The organism is Rahnella rivi (assembly GCF_019049655.1).
Lineage (GTDB): Bacteria > Pseudomonadota > Gammaproteobacteria > Enterobacterales > Enterobacteriaceae > Rahnella > Rahnella rivi.
This window is the reverse complement of sequence record NZ_JAFMOX010000066.1, coordinates 276,364-298,214: the sequence shown is the minus strand read 5'-3', so window position 1 is coordinate 298,214 and position 21,851 is coordinate 276,364. Positions and strand designations below refer to the sequence as shown.

At 57.6% G+C, this 21,851-nt stretch carries 20 protein-coding genes; 5 read left to right on the top strand and 15 right to left on the bottom strand.

The window, feature by feature from the left end:
- Positions 1-3 precede the first annotated feature (3 nt).
- Positions 4-258 carry a YkgJ family cysteine cluster protein gene (locus J1779_RS22620; protein WP_056778527.1) on the top strand — a complete coding sequence of 85 codons (255 nt, stop codon included), beginning with the start codon at positions 4-6 and terminating at the stop codon, positions 256-258.
- Positions 259-267: 9 nt separating this feature from the next.
- Here J1779_RS22620 and J1779_RS22615 read toward each other — a convergent pair whose 3' ends face one another.
- Complete coding sequence (locus tag J1779_RS22615; protein WP_056778529.1) at positions 268-1,482, bottom strand: sugar efflux transporter; 1,215 nt, start codon at positions 1,480-1,482, stop codon at positions 268-270.
- A 474-nt stretch (positions 1,483-1,956) separates the two neighbouring features.
- Between J1779_RS22615 and fruB the strand changes: the two genes are divergently transcribed.
- The 3 genes from fruB to fruA are packed head-to-tail and all read left to right on the top strand — an operon-like array spanning position 1,957 to position 5,738.
- Entirely contained in the window at positions 1,957-3,087 is a 1,131-nt protein-coding gene (fruB, locus tag J1779_RS22610; protein ID WP_056778532.1) for a fused PTS fructose transporter subunit IIA/HPr protein, read from the top strand.
- The gene (gene fruK, locus J1779_RS22605) at positions 3,084-4,019 is read left to right on the top strand and encodes a 1-phosphofructokinase (RefSeq protein ID WP_056778537.1); all 936 of its coding nucleotides are present in this window, start codon (positions 3,084-3,086) and stop codon (positions 4,017-4,019) included. Before fruB ends, fruK begins: the two co-directional genes overlap by 4 nt.
- A 15-nt stretch (positions 4,020-4,034) precedes the next feature.
- The gene (gene fruA, locus J1779_RS22600; protein WP_056778542.1) at positions 4,035-5,738 is read left to right on the top strand and encodes a PTS fructose transporter subunit IIBC; all 1,704 of its coding nucleotides are present in this window, start codon (positions 4,035-4,037) and stop codon (positions 5,736-5,738) included.
- 861 nt (positions 5,739-6,599) lie between these two features.
- On the opposite strand, the gene J1779_RS22595 is transcribed toward fruA, so the two are convergent.
- The 14 genes from J1779_RS22595 to rutA form a co-directional block, all read right to left on the bottom strand.
- On the bottom strand, positions 6,600-7,460 hold the full coding sequence (locus J1779_RS22595; RefSeq protein ID WP_217204848.1) for a VOC family protein: 861 nt from the start codon (positions 7,458-7,460) through the stop codon (positions 6,600-6,602).
- Positions 7,453-8,562 (bottom strand): alkylhydroperoxidase domain protein, encoded by a 1,110-nt coding sequence (locus tag J1779_RS22590; protein WP_217204847.1) that lies wholly within the window; start codon positions 8,560-8,562, stop codon positions 7,453-7,455. The genes J1779_RS22595 and J1779_RS22590 overlap by 8 nt, the downstream gene beginning before the upstream one ends.
- On the bottom strand, positions 8,559-9,620 hold the full coding sequence (locus J1779_RS22585) for a putative FMN-dependent luciferase-like monooxygenase (RefSeq protein WP_217204846.1): 1,062 nt from the start codon (positions 9,618-9,620) through the stop codon (positions 8,559-8,561). The genes J1779_RS22590 and J1779_RS22585 overlap by 4 nt, the downstream gene beginning before the upstream one ends.
- Positions 9,621-9,652: 32 nt before the next feature.
- The gene (locus J1779_RS22580) at positions 9,653-11,272 is read right to left on the bottom strand and encodes a dipeptide ABC transporter ATP-binding protein (RefSeq protein ID WP_217204845.1); all 1,620 of its coding nucleotides are present in this window, start codon (positions 11,270-11,272) and stop codon (positions 9,653-9,655) included.
- Positions 11,269-12,132 (bottom strand): ABC transporter permease, encoded by an 864-nt coding sequence (locus tag J1779_RS22575; RefSeq protein ID WP_056778557.1) that lies wholly within the window; start codon positions 12,130-12,132, stop codon positions 11,269-11,271. The genes J1779_RS22580 and J1779_RS22575 overlap by 4 nt, the downstream gene beginning before the upstream one ends.
- On the bottom strand, positions 12,129-13,088 hold the full coding sequence (locus J1779_RS22570; protein WP_217204844.1) for an ABC transporter permease: 960 nt from the start codon (positions 13,086-13,088) through the stop codon (positions 12,129-12,131). Before J1779_RS22570 ends, J1779_RS22575 begins: the two co-directional genes overlap by 4 nt.
- 17 nt (positions 13,089-13,105) lie before the next feature.
- On the bottom strand, positions 13,106-14,746 hold the full coding sequence (locus tag J1779_RS22565; RefSeq protein ID WP_217204843.1) for a TIGR04028 family ABC transporter substrate-binding protein: 1,641 nt from the start codon (positions 14,744-14,746) through the stop codon (positions 13,106-13,108).
- Positions 14,747-14,994: 248 nt separating this feature from the next.
- Positions 14,995-16,344, bottom strand: a complete 1,350-nt coding sequence (rutG, locus tag J1779_RS22560; RefSeq protein ID WP_217204842.1) for a pyrimidine utilization transport protein G — start codon at positions 16,342-16,344, stop codon at positions 14,995-14,997.
- A gap of 25 nt (positions 16,345-16,369) precedes the next feature.
- Positions 16,370-17,014 carry an NADH-dependent FMN reductase RutF gene (gene rutF, locus J1779_RS22555; protein WP_217204841.1) on the bottom strand — a complete coding sequence of 215 codons (645 nt, stop codon included), beginning with the start codon at positions 17,012-17,014 and terminating at the stop codon, positions 16,370-16,372.
- 29 nt (positions 17,015-17,043) lie between these two features.
- Positions 17,044-17,634, bottom strand: a complete 591-nt coding sequence (locus tag J1779_RS22550; RefSeq protein ID WP_217204840.1) for a malonic semialdehyde reductase — start codon at positions 17,632-17,634, stop codon at positions 17,044-17,046.
- Positions 17,619-18,458 carry a pyrimidine utilization protein D gene (rutD, locus tag J1779_RS22545; RefSeq protein ID WP_217204839.1) on the bottom strand — a complete coding sequence of 280 codons (840 nt, stop codon included), beginning with the start codon at positions 18,456-18,458 and terminating at the stop codon, positions 17,619-17,621. Before rutD ends, J1779_RS22550 begins: the two co-directional genes overlap by 16 nt.
- A gap of 32 nt (positions 18,459-18,490) precedes the next feature.
- Complete coding sequence (rutC, locus tag J1779_RS22540) at positions 18,491-18,877, bottom strand: pyrimidine utilization protein C (protein WP_217204838.1); 387 nt, start codon at positions 18,875-18,877, stop codon at positions 18,491-18,493.
- Positions 18,878-18,903: 26 nt separating this feature from the next.
- Complete coding sequence (rutB, locus tag J1779_RS22535; protein ID WP_181955514.1) at positions 18,904-19,656, bottom strand: pyrimidine utilization protein B; 753 nt, start codon at positions 19,654-19,656, stop codon at positions 18,904-18,906.
- Entirely contained in the window at positions 19,653-20,744 is a 1,092-nt protein-coding gene (gene rutA / locus J1779_RS22530; RefSeq protein ID WP_056778579.1) for a pyrimidine utilization protein A, read from the bottom strand. The genes rutB and rutA overlap by 4 nt, the downstream gene beginning before the upstream one ends.
- 411 nt (positions 20,745-21,155) lie before the next feature.
- Between rutA and rutR the strand changes: the two genes are divergently transcribed.
- Positions 21,156-21,845: an HTH-type transcriptional regulator RutR gene (gene rutR, locus J1779_RS22525; RefSeq protein WP_217204837.1), complete on the top strand. Its 690-nt coding sequence runs from the start codon at positions 21,156-21,158 to the stop codon at positions 21,843-21,845.
- Positions 21,846-21,851 lie beyond the last annotated feature (6 nt).

Here is a 21,851-nt window from a genome sequence, read left to right as displayed (position 1 = left end):
TAGATGGACTGTCGTACTGATTGCGGAGCCTGTTGCATAGCGCCTTCAATTTCCAGCCCGATCCCCGGAATGCCGGACGGCAAACCCGCCAACACGCGTTGCATTCATCTGGCGGATAACTTCCTGTGCAACATTTTTACGTCGCCGCTGCGCCCGAAAGTCTGCGCCAGTTTGCAGGCCAGCCGCGAGATGTGTTTTACCCATCGCGACCAGGCCCTGACCTACCTGATAAAGCTTGAAGCGGATACTGCGCCCTGAGCGGTGATATCAGCGTTTCGCCGCCACCGTTTCCGTGACCGGATCATCCACATTTTTCACATTCCAGATACACACCACCGACCCCACCACCATTGCCAGCGCGGCGTAAAACACGGCGTGATAGGTCCAGAACTGCGCAATCACACCCGCAAGCGACCCGGCGAGGATCCAGCCAGCGCGGGTAGAATTCGTAAACAGCGTGGTGGCCGCACCGGCCTGACCCGGCATCAAATCCTGAAAATAGAGCATGCCGATACCGGCCAGAATGCCGATGAAAATCGCGTTCAGCAGCTGTAAAGCAATCAGCATCATGGCGCCGGTAGTAAACAGCAAACATCCGTAGAAAATCACGCCGGCAATCACGGCGAGGCGCATCAGAAAACGCTTACCCAACTGCCGTGCCAGATAACCGGCAATCAGCATGGTGGGGATTTCCAGACACGCGGCGCTGCCCATCAGCACGCCCGCCAGTTTTTCCGGCAAACCTAATTCACGCACCACATACAGCGGCATATTGATCAGATAAATGCTGTTGGCTGCCCACATCAGCGAGCAGGCGATGAATAACATCAGCGTGTCGCGGCGGTTGCGGCGCGGGGCTTCCAGCGTCGCGGAGGTCTTCACGCGCGCTTTTGGCATCGAAGGCAAAAAGACATACACCATCGCGCCACACACCAGAAACGCCAGCGTGGCAGCGCAGTACATGAAGGTGAAACCGAAGCCCATCGACAACGCAAACGCCAGCGGCGGGCCAACCACCCACGCCAGAGAAACCTGTGCGCGCAGGATGGAGCTGAACATCACGGCTTCGCGGCCCGTTTTTTCCGCGTGTTCCCGCGCCAGCGCGAACATCTGCGGGTTGGCGGTGGAGCCAAAACTCGACAGCAATACCCCGATAAACAGCAGAATAAAGTAGTTACGGTTGAAGGCGAACAGCACGCAGGCCAGCGCGCCCAGCAGGCAGCAATAGAGGATCAGCGTTTTGCGGTCACCGCGTTTATCCGACCAGGTGGCCAGCAACTGGCTGACAAAAATGCCGATCACCGCGCTGCCGGTAAAAAAGATCCCGACCATAAAGGGGCTGACGTGCACCTGAGAGGTCAGAAACAGGCTGAGCGTAGGCGTCTGTAGCGCACCGGCAATGCCTGTCAGAAAGGCAATGATCAGGAATGCGGTCGAGGTCATGTCAGGCAAACGGCGGGCTGATGCTGTAGAAATTCGCATGTGTATAACTGAACCAGAAGTAGGGGGAGGGACGAAATTTGCGCGAATGTTACGTCAGTTTAAAAAAAACAAAAACAGGTTTTGATCATCAAAAATGTAAACCTGAGTTAATTTGCCATACTGAATAATAAAACCGCATTTTGTGTTAAAAATAACCGCAAGAGGGTCCGGGATGTCATGTTCAAATACCGGTCAGCTTGCTTCAGCTTTGGTTTTTTTCGTCTGACGAAAAACGCGTCAGCCTGACTTCAGCATTTGCGTTAAGTTATTCGCGCCAGGCGTTCTGAATAAAGGAAACTGTGCGTGGCATCAAAAAATCATCACGTAGAATCAGGGAATGCTTGCTTTAAAAACGAGCCCGATTAAGACTTCCTGAAACGTTTCAGCGTTACCGATTTCAACAACGTAATCTGGTGGCGCTCCTTTTTTCTCAGTAAAGCTGAAACGATTCAATTTCAGCAGGAGAGGAGAATTATGTTCCAACTGTCACAGCAAGATATTCACCTCGGTGCCGCAGCCAGCGATAAGCAGGACGCCATTCGCCAGGTCGCCGCAGCACTGACACAGGCCGGTCGCGTCAGCGAAGGTTATGTCGACGGCATGTTAGCCCGTGAACTGCAAACCTCCACTTACCTCGGTAATGGCATTGCGATCCCTCATGGCACCACGGATACCCGTGATTTAGTGCTTGATACCGGTGTTCAGGTCTATCAGTTCCCGCAGGGTATTTCCTGGGGTGAAGACCAGACCGCCTACATCGTTATCGGCATCGCGGCGCGTTCTGATGAACACCTCAGCCTGCTGCGTCAGCTTACGCACGTATTAAGCGACGACAGCGTGGCTGAACGCATGGCGAAAACAGATTCAGCTGAAGAACTGCGCAGCCTGCTGATGGGCGAAAAGAATGCCGCTGAATTCCTGTTTGATACCCAACTGATCGCCGTGGATGTTGCTGCTGAAAACCTGATCACTCTGCAGGCGCTGAACGCTGGCCGTCTGCAACAGATTGGCGCGGTCGATACTGCCTTCGTCAGCGATGTCATCAGCCGTAAACCGCTGAACCTGGGTCAGGGCATCTGGCTGAGTGACAGCACGGAAGGCAACCTGAAAAGTGCTGCTACCCTCAGCCGCGCTCAGCAGGCATTTGATCTGGACGGTGAAAAGGTGGCGATGTTGCTGACCATTTCCGTCGCCGACGATCAGCCGCTGAACCTGCTGAATTACTTGAGCGATCTGCTGATAGCCAACAAAGCTGAACGTCTGCTGACGGCAGACGCGGTAGGCGTGCTGGCATTGCTGACCAGCGAAGTGGCAGAAGAAGCCAACGTGCTGAGTGCGGAATACGTTATCCGTAACGAACACGGCCTGCATGCACGTCCGGGTACCGCCTTAGTCAACGTGATCAAGCAATTTACCAGCGAAATCACCGTGACCAACCTTGATGGCAGCGGTAAACCTGCCAACGGCCGCAGCCTGATGAAAGTCGTGGCGCTGGGCGTGAAAAAAGGTCACCACCTGCGCTTTACCGCCAGCGGTGAAGATGCCGAACTGGCACTGAAAACCATTGGTGAAGCTATTTCTGAAGGTCTTGGGGAGGGCGCATGAGCCGCAGAGTCGCCACAATTACCTTAAACCCGGCGTACGATTTAGTGGGCTATGTGCCTGAAATCGAACGCGGTGAAGTCAATCTGGTGCAAACCACCGGTCTGCATGCCGCAGGTAAAGGCATCAACGTAGCGAAAGTGCTGAAAGATCTGGGCATCGACGTCACCGTTGGTGGTTTCCTCGGCAAAGAAAATCAGGACGGCTTCCAGTTGCTGTTCAGCGATCTGGGTATTGCGAACCGTTTCCAGGTGGTCAATGGCCGGACCCGCATCAACGTTAAACTGACCGAAAAAGATGGCGAAGTCAGCGACTTCAACTTCTCTGGTTTTAACGTGACGCCGGCAGACTGGGAACGTTTCGTGACCGACTCCCTCTCCTGGCTGGGTCAGTTCGACATGGTTGCCGTCAGCGGAAGTTTGCCAGCGGGCGTCGATCCTGATGCTTTCACCGACTGGATGAAGCGCCTGCGCGCCCAGTGCCCTTGCATCATCTTCGACAGCAGCCGTGAAGCGCTGGTCGCCGGTCTTAAAGCTGCGCCATGGCTGGTTAAGCCAAACCGTCGTGAACTGGAAATTTGGGCTGGCCGTAAATTGCCAGAACTGAGTGACGTGGTAGAAGCCGCGCACGCCTTACGTGACCAGGGTATCGCCCATGTGGTGATTTCTCTGGGTGCAGAAGGTGCCTTGTGGGTTAACGCGTCGGGTGCGTGGATTGCCAAACCGCCAGCCTGTGAAGTCGTCAGCACCGTCGGTGCCGGTGATTCCATGGTCGGTGGCCTGATCTACGGCTTACTGATGCGTGAATCCAGTGAACATACGCTACGACTGGCCACTGCCGTTGCCGCCCTGGCTGTCAGCCAGAGTAATGTCGGTGTCACCGATCGTCCGCAGCTCGCGGCGATGATGGCCCGTGTTGATCTGAAACCCTTTTAATTCGCAGGAGGCAGAATGAAAACGCTGCTGATGATAGACAGTTCGCTGGGACAGGCCCGGAGCCACCTGGCGAAAAATTTGCTCGCTGCTGCCGTCGCAAAAGCCGGGCACTCGTTGGTTGAACAGGCTGCTGAAGCTGACATCGTGATCGTGGCCGGTGAAACCGTGCCGAACGACGCGGCGCTGACCGGCAAAAACATTTACACCGGTAACGTGGCGGATGCGGTGCGTGAGCCTGATGCTTTTGTGCAACGCGCACTGGCTGAGGCAAAACCGTATGTGGCGCCTGCGGCCGTTGCCGCCGTTTCTGCACCGGCTGCTGCGGGTCCGAAACGTATCGTGGCAATCACGGCGTGCCCGACCGGCGTAGCGCATACCTTTATGGCTGCTGAAGCCATTGAATCCGAAGCCAAAAAACGTGGCTGGTGGGTGAAAGTGGAAACCCGCGGTTCCGTGGGCGCAGGCAATGCGATTACCCCGGAAGAAGTGGCAGCGGCCGATCTGGTGATTGTCGCGGCAGACATCGAAGTGGATCTGGCGAAGTTTGCCGGTAAACCGATGTACCGTACCTCTACCGGTCTGGCACTGAAAAAGACGAAGCAGGAACTGGACAAAGCGCTGGTTGAAGCTGAGCTGTTCCAGCCAGCCACTCAGGGCAGTGCGTCCACTAGCAAGAAGAAAGAAGCGGGCGGCGCAGGCCCATACCGTCACCTGTTGACCGGCGTGTCTTACATGCTGCCAATGGTGGTTGCCGGTGGTTTGTGTATCGCGCTTTCCTTCGTGTTTGGTATTAAAGCGTTTGAAGTTAAAGGCACGCTCGCGGCAGCACTGATGCAAATCGGTGGCGCTTCAGCCTTCGCGCTGATGGTGCCGGTTCTGGCCGGTTTCATTGCCTTCTCCATCGCTGACCGTCCGGGTCTGACACCGGGTCTTATCGGCGGCATGCTGGCGGTGAGCACCGGTGCCGGTTTCCTTGGCGGTATCATTGCCGGTTTCCTGGCGGGTTATGTGGCGAAGGCCATCAGCGGCAAGCTGAAATTACCGCAAAGTATGGAAGCCCTGAAACCAATCCTGATCATTCCGCTGGTGGCGAGTCTGATTACCGGTCTGGTGATGATTTACGTTGTCGGTACGCCGGTGGCTAAAATCATGGCGGGTCTGACGGCGTGGTTGCAATCTTTGGGTACTGCCAACGCAGTTCTGCTCGGCGCAATCCTTGGTGCGATGATGTGTACCGACATGGGTGGCCCGGTCAACAAAGCCGCTTACGCTTTCGGCGTGGCACTGCTGAGTTCATCCGTTTACGCACCTATGGCCGCCATCATGGCTGCCGGTATGGTGCCACCGCTGGCGATGGGTCTGGCAACGCTGCTGGCGCGTCATAAGTTTGAGCAAAGCGAGCGTGAAGGCGGTAAAGCGGCGCTGGTGTTGGGTCTGTGCTTTATTTCTGAAGGTGCGATTCCGTTCGCCGCCCGTGACCCGATGCGTGTTCTGCCATGCTGTATCGCTGGTGGCGCACTGACCGGTGCTCTGTCGATGGCATTCCATGCACAACTGATGGCGCCACACGGTGGTCTGTTCGTTCTGTTGATCCCAGGTGCTATCACACCGGTTCTCGGTTATCTGGTGGCGATTATCGCCGGTACGGTTCTGGCGGGCGGTGCTTACGCCATCCTGAAACGTTCAGAAGTTGCTGTAGCGGCTAAAACCGCCGCATAACATCAGATTGGGTAGTGAATGAAAAAGACGCGACGTGAAAATGTCGCGTCTTTTTTTTTATTGCCTTGGCCGGGCAATGGGGCGGCATTTTCTTAGATAGAGAATATTTCGGTTTTTTAATTACCGTGATTGCTTAACTCCCCGCGCCGAAACCGAGCAGAGAGGAAAGTGCTTTTCCTCTCTGCACTCTCCTCGCTTTTTTAAACACGCGGTGGCGCTGGCCCGACGGGCATGCCGGTGGCGCTCAACATTGCGTTAAACCGTGAACATTTCGGTTTCTCAATAGCAGTGCTCGCCTGGCTTTTCGCGCCGAAACCGAGCAGAGAGGAAATTGCTTTTCCTCTCTGCACTCTCCTCGCTTTTTTTAAACACGCGCTGCCGCTGGGTCGATGGACATGATCTGACACTCCCCAATGTGGCGCAAAATCTAGCCGCTGCGCGGTTCCCTCCCCGCGGGATTCGAGCCCTGCGTCTCGAACCCCCGGTCGGCCAGATTTTTGAGCGCGCCATCCCACTATTTTTAAAGATAAAACCCAATCCGACCCTTTTTGATTTTCAAAGAATCAAAAAGGGTGAGGTGACGACCTAAAAATCCCCAGCCGCGCTCAAAAATCGCGCCGGAGGAGTGGTGGAAAACCGCGCGTGTGTTTGCGCGGGTTGAAACCCGACGGGAGGGGACTGCGCAGCAGCGGGATTTTGCGGCAATAGCGGAGGGGGCTGAAACATAGCCAGCGAGCGGCAGCGCGCAGTGAAAGAGCCTGGGGGTCTTGGGGGTGGCGGCGATAAGCCACCCCCAAGTCGGTGTGGGCCGACGCCCACGACCTTGACCTTAACGCCAGTTCAGGCGACAAGCCCTTGACCTTATTCTTCCCTGAATTGAACCCCCACCCCTAATGCATCCGCTGCACGCACGGTGATCTGCGAAGTATGATCAGCAAACGCGATTTCCCCGACGCGCAAACTGTTGCGTACCGCATCCAGTGAGCGCGTGGCAAACTCCAGCCCGATCATCCGGGCGCTGCCATTTTCGCCTTCCGGCACAATGCCAAATTCTGCGGTGGCTTGCTCCGGCGTGACAAATCGTACGCTGGCGCGGCCTGCGCGCAGGATCACTTCTTTGGGTCTGACGTCCAGTGCGCTTGCACCGAATAACTCGCCATAGACCTGCGCGGCCTCATGCGGATTTGCCGCAGAAATCACAAAGCCGGTGATATCAGCAACGCCGTTCGGGTGGTTTTGCCATTCATTGCGCCATACCAGTTCCGGCGTCAGGTGGTGGCAGAAGAAACTGCGGCCATTTGGCACGCGGGTGGCGGCCAGCGGCACAGTGCGGAACCGCGCATTTGGCGAGGTGCCGTCGTTGAGCGCAACGGGACGGAAGAATTCTGCCGGTGGCGAACCGGCAATATTTTGCTGTTGCAGATGTTGATACACCGCCGATGAATCCTGCGTTTTCCAGACCAGACCACTCAGCCCGAGCGGTGCCTGCCACAGGTCGGTGCGGGTGTGAGCATTACCCGGCTCGTAGCCCAGCAGTTCGAGATAATTATCGCCAAAAATCGCCAGATGATTACTGGAGCCGAGCGAGTGATGGCCGCGCGGCGTGAGGTGAAAACCCAGCCTACGGAATTGCTGCTCGGACTGATTCAGCTGCTCGGCAACGTTAATCACCACATGATCAAGCTGCGGGCGAAGAGGGTGTGAACGTTGTGCTTCAGTCATTGAAGGGTTCTCCCAGCGTTAACATCAGACGGTTGGCCCAGGCGAAAAAGGCCGCGGACTGCGCCAGATCAACAATCTCCAGCTCATCTAAACCCTGTTCGCGCAGCGCCGCAATGTGCTGTTCTGTAGCGACCGGTGGCGTTGCGGAAAGCGCGGCAGCGAAATCAATTTCGGCCTGCCAGCGCGGAGACTGTTCTTTGCTGAGGATGCCGCCCGGCGGGGTGTCGATCAGGCGCTGGACGTCTTGCGTCTGTTTGGAAAGCTGGCTGGCTTTGCGCGCATGCACCGACGCGCAGTAAATACAGCCGTTGATTTTGCTGGCGACCGTCGCGGCCAGTTCACGCTCTTTGCGCGGCAGCCCGCCGGAGGTGTAGAAAATGCCTTTGTCGGTCAGCGTGCGCTGTTCGAGAACCGGCAAATTGCGGCCTAACAGGCGGAAATAATCGGAATCGGTATGGCCGAATTTCGCCAGAATCGCCTGCTGCGCTTCATCAAATTCTTCCAGTTTTTTTGCCGGGATCCACGGTTCCCAGCCGAGTTCTTCCTGGGTAAACGCCTGCGGTGCATCACGGCCGCTGTGGGTATTGGGTTCGGTAAGCCAGAACGCCGCGCCGACCGGTTTACTGCTGCCGTTCTCCACCGGTTTGCCGCCAATCAGCCGGTAGCTGCGCAGCACGCGGCTCTGGAAGCTGACGAAAGCAATCAGCTGCGACAGCGTGACAATCGCATCCACCGACCAGCCGGCTTTTTTCAGCGCCTGCAAATGTGCGGGCGTGGCGCTGGCGGGTTTGAAACTCAGACGTTCGCCGTGCGTCAGCGCAGCGTCGAGACGGGCGGTTTCGTCGATGTCCGGCAAATCCTGCAAGCGTTCGGAATAGTGATTGGTAAGCTGCGAATCACCGTGCCAGCGGGCGACGTTTTGCGCTAAACGCAGGCGCTCAGCCAGCGAAAAATCCACGCCATCCTGTTCAGTAAACAGCGCGTCATAGCTGCCCTGCGCGTGACGGGTGGCGGCGTCGCGGGTGTCGCGGGCCTGTTTCAGCGCGGAATCAGGGGCGATGTCAGCCAGTTTTTCCAGCAGGTCGGTCGAATAGGATGTCATAAGGTTTCCCGTGAAAATAAAGTATCGGCGGAAGAGGTGGAGACACTGCGCTGCGGCGTGCGGCGAACCCAGCCGAGCGCGGGCGCAACGTGACGGGCAATCAGTTCGATGGAACGTAAAATATACGGATGCGGCGGATCGATAGAATGCACCTGAAACGCCAGATCGGTGACGCGGGCCAGTGCGGTATCGGCCTGCAACGTCGCGGTCACCTGCGCCGCTGTGCCGAGATGCACGTCGAAGGTGCGGATGTAATCGTCGAGCGTATCGCCCCTCACAATCTGTCCGCTGGCACGGTGATTTTCGGCCTGACGGCGTAAGCCTTTTTGCGCCAGCTCACGGGCCTCATCGCCGTTTTCGGTGACGAACGCGGTACGCGAGCCCATGATGCGTGGCGCAACGCCTTCCGGCAGGGCATCGAGATAGGCATCAATAATCGGGTTTTGCAGCTCGTCGAGGCGCAAATCCGGCGCATCCGCCGGGCGTGGCTGGGTGCGCGAAAGCATCAGGCCGTCGCCGGATTTACCCGCACGCGCGCCGCCGTCAACGGAGAACGTTGCTTGCCAGACGCGGTTCGCCAGCTGCGGTGCCGCCGGGTATAACCGGTTATCGGTGCCCGCCAGCGGTTCGCCGCGCCAGGCGGTGAGCAGGGTTTGCAGGTTATTGCCAAAGGCTTTGCCGCGATCCTGACTTTCCAGCCCGAACGGCGGGAATGACGTCGGCGTGCCGCCCGAGCCTAAACCGATTTCAAGCCGTCCGCCGGAAAGTAAATCCAGCACGGCAGTGTCTTCGGCGACGCGCAGGGCATTCTCCATCGGCAGGGTGATCACGCCGGTGCCGAGACGGATAAAGCGGGTATGTGCCGCCACCTGCGCGAGGAAAACCAGCGGCGCAGGCAGGCCGCCTTCCGCCTCGTGAAAATGGTGCTGCGCGACCCACGCGGAATCAAAACCTAACTGCTCGGCGTGAATGATTTGTTCGGTCGCCAGCCGGTAACGTTCCTGCGCGCTGGTGTTGTCCAGCAGGCGGGTGAAAAATCCAAGACGTTTACTGCTCATAATGTCCCTCTTTTCTTTTTTCATGTGCTGAATCAGGCGGCGCGGTGGCGGCCCGGGATTGCGTCGATCAGCTGGCGGGTGTAATCGCTGGAAGGCAGGGCGAAAACGTCCTCAACGTTGCCGGAATCCACCTGCTGTCCGCGGTTTAACACCGAGACGCTGTGCGAGATTTGCCGGACGGTCGCCAGATCGTGCGAGATAAACAAATAGGTCAGGCCGAGGGAATCCTGTAACTGCGAAAGCAACGTCAGGATTTGGGCCTGCACGGTGACGTCGAGCGCCGACGTGGCTTCATCGAGGATCAGCACTTTCGGCTCTAAAATTAACGCGCGCGCAATGGCCACCCGCTGGCGCTGACCGCCGGAAAGCTCACGCGGTTTGCGGCTGAGCAATTCTTCCGGCAGCGCCACGCGGCGGGCGATATCCAGCACCCGTTCACGGCGCACGGCAGCCGGGATTTTTTCGAAATTCAGCAGCGGTTCTTCAATCACGCTGAACAGCGTTTGCGACGGATCCAGCGAGGCGAACGGGTTCTGATACACCAGCTGGATTTTCCTGCGCAGCTGGCGCAGCAGTTCACCTTTCAGGCGCGTGATGTCTTCGCCGTCGATCAACACGCGTCCGCTGTCCGGTTTCTGAAAACCGAGCAGAATGCGCGCCAGCGTGGTTTTACCGGAGCCGGATTCACCCACCAGCGAATGCGTGGTGCCGCGCGGAATGCTGAATGACACGTGATCGACAGCGCGGAACGCCGCCTGATGTTTGCCGCCCAGCGTGAAATCATGGGTGATGTTTTCCACCACCAGCACCGGATCTTCAGCCGCACGGATCTGTGCGCGGTGACGGCCTGAAAGGGCAGGGACGTCGGCGAACAGCTGGCGGGTGTAATCACTTTTTGGTGCGCTCAGTACCTCGGCGGTGATGCCCTGTTCCTGCACTTTGCCGTGACGGAACACCAGCAGCCGGTCGGCGCGTTCGGCGGCAATCGCCAGATCGTGCGTCACCAGCAGAACGGCGGTGCCGAACTCGCGGCGCAGTTCGTCGATCAGATCCAGAATGCGTTTTTGCACCGTGACGTCCAGCGCGCTGGTGGGTTCGTCGGCGATGATCAGCGCCGGTTTCAGCGCAATCGCAATGGCGATCAAGACGCGCTGTTTCATGCCGCCGGAAAGTTCATGCGGATACTGCTTCGCCCGCTGTTCCGGATGCGAAAGGCCGACGCGGGAAAGCAGTTCCACCACGCGGGCGTCGCGCTGCGCACGCGGCAGTCGCTGATGGATATCGAGAATTTCTGCCACCTGCGAACCGATGGTTTTTACCGGATCCAGCGAGCTGGTCGGATCCTGCGGTATCAGGCTGATGCGCGCACCGCGCAGGGCGTCGAGACGGCGCTGCGACCACTGGCTGATGTCGGTGCCATTGAGGCGAATTTCGCCCTGTTCGATATGACCGTTTTCCGCCAGCAGGCCGATAATCGCCTGCGCGGTCGTGGTTTTCCCCGAGCCGGATTCACCGACCAGCGCCAGCACTTCACCGGCGTGAATCGAAAACGACACGTTGTGTACCACCGCTTTGCCGTCATAGGCGATGGAAAGATTGTCCAGTTCGAGAACCGGCGGAGCGTCATGCGTAAAAGTGGCCTGTGCGTTCATCGCGTTCTCCTGCGTAATGACTGGCTGATGCGGTTGGCGGAAAGCACCACTAACACCACCACCACGCCGGGGAAGGTGGTTAACCACCAGGCGGTGGAGATGTAGTTACGGCCTTCGGCAATCAGCAAACCCCATTCCGGCGTCGGCGGTGGCGTGCCGTAACCGAGGAAACTCAGGGTGGAAATGGCGAGAATGGCGCTGCCGAACTGCAATGCGGAAAAGGCGATCACCGAGGTCAGCGAGTTGGGCAAAATGTGCCGCCACAAAATGGAGAAGAAGGAACCTCCGCTGCCGTACGCCGCTTCAACGTAATCACTGTGACGCACCAGCACCACTTCGGCGCGTGCCAGGCGGGCGAAGTTGGCGACCGACGTGACACCGACGGCGATCGCCGCATGCACCGTGCCGAAGCCGAGCAAAATAATCACGCTCAGCGACAGCAGCAGGCCGGGAATTGACAGCAATACGTCGTTGATGCGCATGACGATGGCATCCACCAGACCGCCGGTCGCGCCCGCCGCCAGCCCGAGCGCAGTGCCGAACACCAGCCCGAGCGCCACGGCGACCAGCGCGCCGGAAAGCGAATGCGACGCGCCGTAGACAATACGCGCGTACACATCGCGGCCAAGCTGATCCGTGCCCAGCCAGTGTCCGGCCTGCGGAGCCAGACGCTGCGCACCGGCAATCCCTTCGGTGCCGCTGTAGCTGGTGAATAAACCGGGGGCGATCGCCCATAAAATCACGGTTGCCATCACCAGCCAGGCGAGGATCAATCCCGGTTGCAGGCGGGCGGGTTTCCAGCGGCGGCGCTGTGTGAGCGGTAATGAAAGCGTGCTTTTGCCAAGCGGTAAGCTGCTCATGCGGTGGCTCCCCGTGAGTTTTTAGACGCAGATGCTTTAAGACGCGGGTCGAGAAGCGGATACAGCAAATCGACCACTAAATTGATGCCGACAAAGGCGGCTGCGGAAATCACCACAATCGCCTGAAGCACCGCGACATCCTGATTATTCACCGCCTGCTGCGTGAGTTGCCCGAGGCCGTTAAGCCCGAACACCGTTTCGGTGATAAGCGCACCGGCAATCAGTTCGCCAAACAGCAAACCGGCAATGGTCAGCGCCGGAAGCAGGGCGTTGCGCGCCACATGACGCCACAACACGCCGCTGCGGCTGGCCCCTTTGGCGCGGGCGACGGCGACGAATGGCTGGGTTTGTACCTGATCAATGCTGCGGATAAGGATCTGCGCCAGCGGCGCGGAAATCGGCACTGCCAGCGTAATAATCGGCAAAATCAGCCCGACCCATTCACCCGGATTAATCACCGGGATCCAGCGCAGATGGAACGAAAAGAACTGAATCAGCGCGATGCCCAGCCAGAAGGTTGGAATGGAGATAAACAGCGACGGCAGCGCCTGTAAGGCATTTTTCAGCCAGCCGAAATGCAGCAGGCTGGAGATAAACGCCAGCGCAAAGGCCACCACGGCGGCCAGTGCGAAACCAATCAGCGCCAGACGCAGCGTCGGCGGGAAGTTGCTGCTGAGTAATTCAGTCACCGGTACGCCAGCCTGAATCGAATAGCCCAGATCCCCGCGCAGAAAATTGCCCAGCGTATGCAGATATTGTTGCAGCAACGGCACATCTGCGCCGTACGCGGCACGCATATCGGCGATTTGCGCCGGGCTTAATCCCATGTCCGGATTCTGAAATTTAATCAGGATCGCGTCGCCGGGCAGCACCTGCAACAGGATGAAGGAGACGGTAAACGCCGCCCACAGCACCAGCAACGCCTGCCCGAATCGACCGCTCACGTATCGGCTCATGATTTACTCCCCGTCAGTTAATGCTTTTCCAGCCACGCGCCGTAGAAGCTCGGACGCCCGACCGCTTCAAAGCTCACGCCTTTGAAATAGGGCGCACCGGCAAACACCTGCGGCTCTTCGAAAATCGGAATGACATACGCCTGATCGAGCAGGTAGTTCTGCACGTCGCCGGTCAGTGCCAGACGTTTTTTCGGATCCACTTCGGCAGAAATGGCCGTCAGCAGGTCGTTAAGTTTGTCGTCGCGGAAGCTTTTCACCTTGCTGCTCAGGCCGCCTTTTTGCAGCAGCGCATCACGGTTAGTCGGGTAGAAAGAGCTTTTGATGACGTCAGGATCGGCGCGCCCCACTTCCACCACGTTAGCCGGGGTTTTCTCCGGATCGAGGTTATCCGCCACGCGGCTGCCCGCGTCGCCCGCCAGAATATTGAGCTTCGCGCCGACCTGGCTCCATTGCTGCGACACCAGCTGCAACACCTCTTTGTTCTGCGGTTGTGGCAGCGATTCATAGATGGTCAGTGACAGCGTTTTGCCGTCTTTCTGGCGGATGCCGTTCGGGCCCGGTTTCCAGCCCGCTTCATCAAGCAGTTTTTTGGAAAGCGTCGGGTCGTAAGTCAGTTTGTTGCTCAGATCAACATAACCGGCCGCGGTTTTGGCAATCACCGAGGTGGCCTGCGGGTAGTTTGGCGAGAACAGCGTATCGACCACCTGTTTGCTGTTGGTGGCGTGCAGCAGCGCCTGACGGACTTTCAGATCAGACACCAGCGCGTTATCGGGGCGGAACGAAATGCTGTCGTTGACGCCTTTGGTTGGCGCGGCATAAATCGGGAAATTCTGGTCTTTGGCCTGTTTCTCGTCATAGGCCTGAACCTGACGGATGAAATCCGCCTGACCCGCCAGCAGCGCGCCGATACGCACGCTGTCTTCGCCGGTGACGATCACTTTGATGCCGTCGAGATTGGCGCGGCCCTGCTGTTTGAGGTTTTTCGGCCCCCAGTTGTAATCTTTACGCGCGGTCAGATCGACTTCTCGCCCAAGCGTTTCTTTGCTGACCACGAACGGGCCGGAACCGATGATGTGCGTGGCATCGCCCAGCGCATCAAAATTGCGTTCCAGCGTGCTCAGCGACACCAGCCCGGAGCCAATCGTCGCCGTGCCCTGCAGGAAGCCCGGCGAGGACTTTTTGAAATAGAACTTCACGGTCAGCGGATCAACCACTTCGCTGTGGTCATAGTTGTTGATGACTTCAGACACCGGCAGGTGGTGCTCTTTGTTGCCCAGACCGTAGGTATCAAAGTTTTTAGCCACCGCGCTGGCATCGAGCGGCGTACCGTCGGAGAAGGTCACACCCGGACGCAGCTTGAAGGTGTATTCGGTTTTATCGGCGTTGAAGGACCAGGATTGGGCGATCCAGGGTTCAATCTCCAGCGTTTTCGGGTTCTGGTAGGTCAGTTTGTCGGTGATCTGATTAAGGATGCCGCCGTTCGGGTAGAAGCCGCCTGCGGGCGGATACAGGTTGGTGTGCGCCTGCTGCTCAAGATAAATCAGCGTGCCGCCCTGAACCGGTGTGCCGTCAGCGGCGATGGCGGAAAACGTGCTGGTGAGAAGTGCCCCTAAAGCCAGTGCGCGGGTGATCGCGTTTGCCCGGCGAATGTTTTGCATAGTTAAACCCTTTTTCTTATTAGCAGATGAATCACTTTTCCGTTCGCATAGAACGAAAGTGCTGGACCCATAACAAACCAATTTAAAGGGCAGGTGAACGAAGGAATTTAGCAATGGTTAGCTGGAAACGGCATTAGGGGGAACGGACGGGAGGCAGAAAGAAAAAAACCAGCGGCTAATCCGGACGGGTGGACCGGCTAACCGCTGGCGATCATCAAAAATGATGAGCTAAGGAGAAACTGAGGTCGTCAGTGATCTTTTAATGCAGCTTCTGTGCCAGTTTTTATTTCCGGCTGCGTTTTGACCTGCTGGCTGCGGCTCAGGAAGGCATTAAGCAAAATCGCGCCGAAGGTCGCCGTGCCGATGCCGCCCATGCTGAAGCCGCCGAGGCTCAGGGTAAAGTTGCCTGCGCCCAGTACCAGCGTGACCGCGACCATGATCAGATTGCCGTTAAGCCCCAGATCCACCTGGTTTTGTACCCAGATGCGGGCACCGGCCACAGCGATTAATCCAAAAACCACAATTGACGCGCCACCGAGCACCGGCCCCGGAATGGTGTGGATCAGTGCACCAAATTTGGGCGAGAAGCCCAACACAATGGCAACGATGGCCGCCGCGACAAAAATCAGCGTGGAGTAGATCTTGGTCACCGCCATCACGCCGATGTTTTCAGCGTAAGTGGTCACACCGGTACCGCCAGCAGACGCTGAAAGTAAAGTTGCCAGACCGTCGCCGACGAACGCGCGGCCCATGTACGGGTCGAGGTTTTTGCCGGTCATGCCCGCCACTGCTTTAATGTGGCCGAGGTTTTCGGCGACCAGAATGACCGCCACCGGCGCAATCATCAGCATGGCGTGCGAGCTGAACACCGGCGTGGTGATCGTCGGTAAACCAAACCACGGCGCCTGCGCCACGGCGCTGAAATCCACCGGCGCGCCCAGCCCGAGGCCGTTGGTGATCACCATATAAATCAGGTACGCCGCCACCAGCCCGAGCAACAGCAACAGGCGCTGCACCAGACCCCGGGTGAAGACCGCCACCGAGCCGATACAGAGTATGGTCATCACCGCCATCCAGCTGTCAAAAGACGATGCCGACACGCTGTTAATGGCAATCGGCGCCAGATTCAGGCCAATCGCCATCACCACCGCACCGGTCACCACCGGCGGCATCAGGCGTTCGATCCAGTGCGTGCCGACCGCCATCACCACAAAGCCGATCAGCGTATAGACGACGCCGCAGGCAATAATCCCGCCCAGCGCCACGCCGATATTCGGGTTCGCGCCGTGGCCGCTGTAGCCGGTCACCGCAATCACCAGCCCGACAAACGCGGCGCTGGAACCGAGATAACTGGGCACACGCCCGCCAACAACAAGGAAGAACAACAGGGTGCCGATGCCCGACATCAAAATCGCCATATTGGCGTCAAAACCCATCAGCAATGGCATTAAAACGGTGGCACCAAACATCGCCACCGTATGTTGCAGCCCCATGATCACCGTCGATCCAAACGGCAGCCTTTCATCCGGCGCGATCACCGCGCCATCCAGATTACCTTCTCTTTTACGCCATTGTGGAAACCAGGAGGTATTTGCCATGCTGTAAGTCCCTAATCAGGTTGAGTTAACAGGCTGTCTGACGCATCAGCGGGTGATAGCGCCGGTCGAAATACACCAGTCCGTGGCTGTCGTCGTTACGTCGTAATGCAACGGCTTCACAAAACAAAATGTCGTGCGTACCGACGCTGGTGATTTGCGTGACCTTGCAGTCAAACGACACCAGCGCATCGGTGAGGATCGGGGAGCCGGTGGCGAGACGCGCCCATTCGGCGGCGTCAAAGCGTTGCTCCATCGGCGTTTTGCCGCCGAATAAATTGGAGAGCGACTCATGGCAGTCTGCCAGCGTGTTGACGCACAGCACCTGATTCTGGGTGAATGCCGCGTGCACCGACGCCGAGCGGTTCAGGCACACCAGCAATGTCGGCGGCGTATCGGTAACGCTGCACACGGCAGAGGCGGTAAAGCCCGCCCGCCCGCCGGGGCCGTCGGTGGTGATAATGTTGACGGCGGAGCCGAGGCGCGCCATCGCATCGCGATACTCTTGCTTTTCAACAGCGGCTTGCTTTTCAACGACGGCTTTTTTATCAACGACGGCGTTTTTATCAACAGCGGCTGGTTTCTCAATAGCGGCGTTTTTATCAACGGCAGTGAATTTTTCAGCAACAGGCATATCGGTTGCTGACAATGTGGCGTTCAGGGTTGATGGCATGGTCTGCTCCTCAGAATGAATCAGTGTGCTTACAGCACGCGACAGGCGCGGTCGAAATCAAGGCGCGGCGCGCGCGGATAGACTTTGCTGCTGTCGCCGTAACCGATGTTGATCAGGAAATTGGATTTCCAGCCTTCGTGCACCAGAAAGGTTTCATCGACCTTCGCGTTGTCAAAACCGGACATCGCGCCGGTGTCCAGCCCGAGCGAGCGACAGGCCATGATCAGATACGCGGCCTGCAAACTGCTGTTGCGAAAGGCCGTGTCGTGCGCCAGTTGCGGGCTGGAGGTGAACCACGAACGGGCATCGCCGGACGGGTACAGCTCAGGCAGCAGTTCGTAGAACGCCGGATCCCAGGCAATGATCGCCGTCACCGGCGCAGTCATGGTTTTTTTCAGATTGCCGCTGGAAAGCGCCGGAGCCAGTTTCGCTTTGGCTTCCTGACTCTGAATAAATACGATGCGCACCGGGCTGCAGTTGGCCGAGGTCGGCCCCATGCGCGCCAGTTCATACAGCGTTTTCAGCTGTTCGCCGGTGACGGGTTTATCCAGCCAGCCGTTGTGGGTGCGGGCTTCGGTGAATAACGTTGCCAGTGCGCTGGCGGTTAATGCTTCGGCCATGATGTCTCCGTGGGCAGGTGGCCGGAAGGCGTGGCAGGGTTTCGCGATGAATGCCGCCTCAGCCAGTCCAGTAAAATCGGGTTAAAGGTTTCCGGGTCGGTCACGCTCATCGCGTGGCCGCCGTAGAGCATGTGGATGTGCTCGCCGTTAGGCAGGCGGGAGGCGAGATCGGCAGATTGCGACCATGGCACCAGCAAATCATCTTTACAGCTGAACGCCAGCGTCGGGGCGATCACCTGCCCGAGCGATTCCGTCAGGTCGGAAGCCATCAGCGCCTGCAGGCGGTGCAGCAGGTTTTCCATTCCCTGAAAATGCGCTACCTGATGCTGGCGCTCTTCCTGCAGTAAGGCTTCATTTTCAGAAAGCCAGTCGCCCGGATACAGAAACAGCGGCTGCGCCTGCACGTAGGCATCGACCCCGCTGTTGAGCAGCAAATTCTGCCGCACTTCAAAGCAGCGGCGGGTCTGGCTGTCGAGCCTGGTCCAGCCGTTAATCACCACCAGGCTTTGCAACAGCGCCGGATAACGCAGGGCAAGATGCAGGCCGATAATGCCGCCGAGCGCGTGCCCGACTAAATGACAGCGGCTGATGTCCAGTTCATTGAGCATGCCCGCCAGTTCGTCGGCCATGTCTTCCATCCGGTAACCGGCGGGCACCGCGCCCTGACTGACGCCGGTGCCGTGCTGGTCGTACACCACCACGCGAAAATGTTCTGCCAGCATCGCCAGTTGCGGCTGCCAGAAGCCGCCGGAACCGCCCAGCCCCGAGGAGAGCACGATGGTTTCTGCATTCGCCTCTTTCTTACCCAATACCTTGTAATACATGCTGTTTCCTCAGGGTTTCAGGACGTGGCGGATTATTTGCCGATATGGGCAATCGAGGCGATTTCGATCAGCGCATCCGGTTTTACCAGCCCGCACTGAATGCAGAACCGTGCCGGTTTTTCGCCCGGAAAGTATTCGGCGTAAACCTGATTCACTGCGCCGTAGTTCGCCCAGTCGGTGATGAAAATCGAGTTCATGGTGATGTCATCCATCGTGCCGCCCGCGGTTTCGATCACGCTTTTGATGATCTCCAATACATGGCGGGTTTGCGCGGCAGCGTCGCCGACATGCACCACGTTATTGTCTTTATCAAACGGCAATGTACCGGAAACGTACACCACGCCATCGGCGAGGGTGCCCGGAACAAAAGGTGCCAGCGGAACGCCGCTGCCAGCCGGAATAATGGCGCTTTTAGGCATGTTTACTCATCCTTTTCAGAAAGCGGTCAGGCCGCGTTTTGTTCAGTTTTATAGCCCACCGCGTCGCAGAAATTGCGTACGCTGGACACCCAGCCAAAGAAGGTTTCAATGTTATAAATCGCTGCTTTCTGGGCGAATTCCGGGCCTGCCTGATGGGTCGCGTCTTCCAGCACCACGCCGAAATATTCGAGGAAGAACCCGTCGCGCAGGGTGGATTCGACGCACACGTTGGTGGCAATGCCGGTGAACACCAGATGATGGATGCCGTAACTGCGCAGCAGGCTGTCGAGCTGGGTATTAAAGAAGCCGCTGTAACGCGGTTTAGGCAGCACAATGTCGCCCGGCTGTGGCTGCAGTTCATCCACCAGGTCATAATCCCAGTCGCCTTTCGCCAGCAGTTTGCCCATCAGTTCAGGCCGCTTGCGCATGGTTTTCAGCGCATTGGATTTGTGGAAGTTCGGCGAACCGGCGCCGCCGGCTTCGACGTACTGATTGTCCCAGCCGTTCTGGAAGAAAATCACTTTGATCCCGGCGGCGCGGGCGGCAGCAATCGCCACTTTGATATTGGCAATCACCGGCGCGGTGGCGGAGACGTCAAAACCGGCCAGATCCAGGTAACCGCCCTGTGAGGCGTAGGCGTTTTGCATATCCACCACAATCAGCGCCGTTTGCTGGGGCGTGAACGCAATGGCTTCAGGACGTGCTGTGAGGATCGTTTCCTCGCCGGTATTTTGGGGTTCGCGGCGGACCACGGTTTGATTCTCAACAACGTTCATCATGCGACCTCTTTATGCCCGATGCCGATGTGCTGGCGGGTTTTCATTAATGGCTGAATATAACGGCCAAAGTTTTCAATGCCTTCCACGAAATCGTCAAAGGTCAGCAGCACGCCACCGGCGCCGGGGACGGTGTCGATTTCGTCGAGCATTCTGGCGACGCTGGCGTAAGAACCGACAAGCGTGCCCATGTTGATGTTGACCGCCGAAGTCGGGTCAGCCATCTGGCGAACGTTGGTATCGGCTCCGGATTTGGTGTCTTTGCTGCTCTGGTCGGTGAGCCACGCCAGGGCATCCGCGTCGGCACCGGATTTGTACAACTCCCACTTGGCGCGGGCGGCGGCGTCGGTTTCGTCGGCAATCACCATAAACAGCACGTAAGAGGAGACGTCGCGGTTTTCGGTTTCGGCCGCCGTTTTCATGCGTGCGGCGGTCGGCGCAAAGGCGGTCGGGGTATTGACGCCTTTGCCGAAGCAGAAGTTGAAATCGGCATGTTTGGCGGAGAAGGCCATACCGGCATCGCTTTGTCCGGCGCAGATGACTTTCATTTCGCTCTGCGGGCGCGGGCTGACGCGGCAGTCGTCCATTTTGAAGAATTCGCCGTCCAGCGTGCAGTGGCCGGTGCCCCACAGGTCGCGCAGCACGCTGACGTATTCGGTCAGGTAGTCATAGCGGCGGGTGAAATAGTCATCGCCCGGCCACATGCCCATTTGCTCGTATTCCGGTTTCTGCCAGCCGGTGACGACGTTCACACCGAAACGGCCATTGGAGATGGAATCAATGGTGGCGGCCATGCGCGCGACGATCGCCGGTGGCATCACCAGCGTGGCGGCGGTGGCGTAAAGCTGAATGCGCGACGTCACGGCGGCAAGACCGGCCATCAGCGTGAACGACTCCATGTTGTGTTCCCAGAATTCGGTTTTACCGCCGAAGCCGCGCAGTTTGATCATCGAAAGCGCGAAATCAAAATGGTAGTGCTCCGCTTTTTGCACGATGGTTTTGTTCAGTTCGAAGGTTGGTTTGTACTGCGGCGCAGTTTCTGAAATTAACCAGCCGTTGTTGCCGATAGGAATAAAGACACCGATTTTCATAGCTCACCTCGATTGAAAATAATAAGTACCAAAACAAGGGCTTGCGAAAATCTCTGCGCGGCTTGAGTGCGTCCTGCGGGTTCCGAATTGCACCGTGCTGAAATCTCCTGACGAAAGAACTATTGCAAAGGGGATGCCAGTTTTTTAATTGTTATTATTTTCAGTGGGTTAAAAAGGGGGCTGACAGGCAGGTGGAGCAAATGGTCTGTTTCAGACCATTTGGTCAAAACAAACTGCACATAAATCAGGCAGGAATGTGCGGAAATGGTGCAAATTTGTTAAATTTATAACCCTTTGTGGTTATCTGGTATTAGATGGCTTGTTGCTTTTATCATCCCGACGCATAGCGATAGTCGCTGGTATCCCCATTTGTTATGATTTCTGCCTTGCCGTTTGTCTCAGGGAGACATTGTGAAGCCAATGGATGAACATCCGCTGTCTGCAGTCGGGGAAAGTAAACCCCGTAAAGCCGCGGCGAAAGCCCCCACCCGCCGCTCGCGTGCCGTCGCCGCCAAACGGGGCAATATCATGGCCGCCGCGCTGGAATTTTTTTCGTTGTACGGTATTCATGGCACCAGTCTGGATCAGGTGGCAGAGCGCGCGGACGTATCCAAAACCAATCTGCTCTATTACTTCCCGTCGAAAGAAGATTTGTATATCGCGGTGCTGAAAGGGTTGCTGGATATCTGGCTGGCGCCGCTGAAAGCCTTGCAGTCGGATCAGCATCCGCTGGAAGCCATCCGGGAATATATCCGCCTTAAGCTGTGCGTTTCGCGCGATCACCCGCAGGCGTCAAAGTTGTTTTGTCTGGAGATGGTGCAGGGTGCGCCGCTGCTGAAACAGGAACTGGGCGGCAGCCTGAAAACGCTGGTGGAAGATAAATCAGACGTGATCCGCGGCTGGATAAAAGCCGAATTGATCGCGCCGGTTGACCCGATGCAGCTGATATTTATTCTGTGGGCAACCACGCAGCATTACGCTGATTTCGGGGTGCAGGTGGAAGCCATTACCGGCAAAACGCTCAACGATCCTGACTTTTTCGAGCAGACCGTGAGTAACGTGCAGCGCATTATTACCGAAGGCATACAGCTTCGGGCTTAAAGAGGT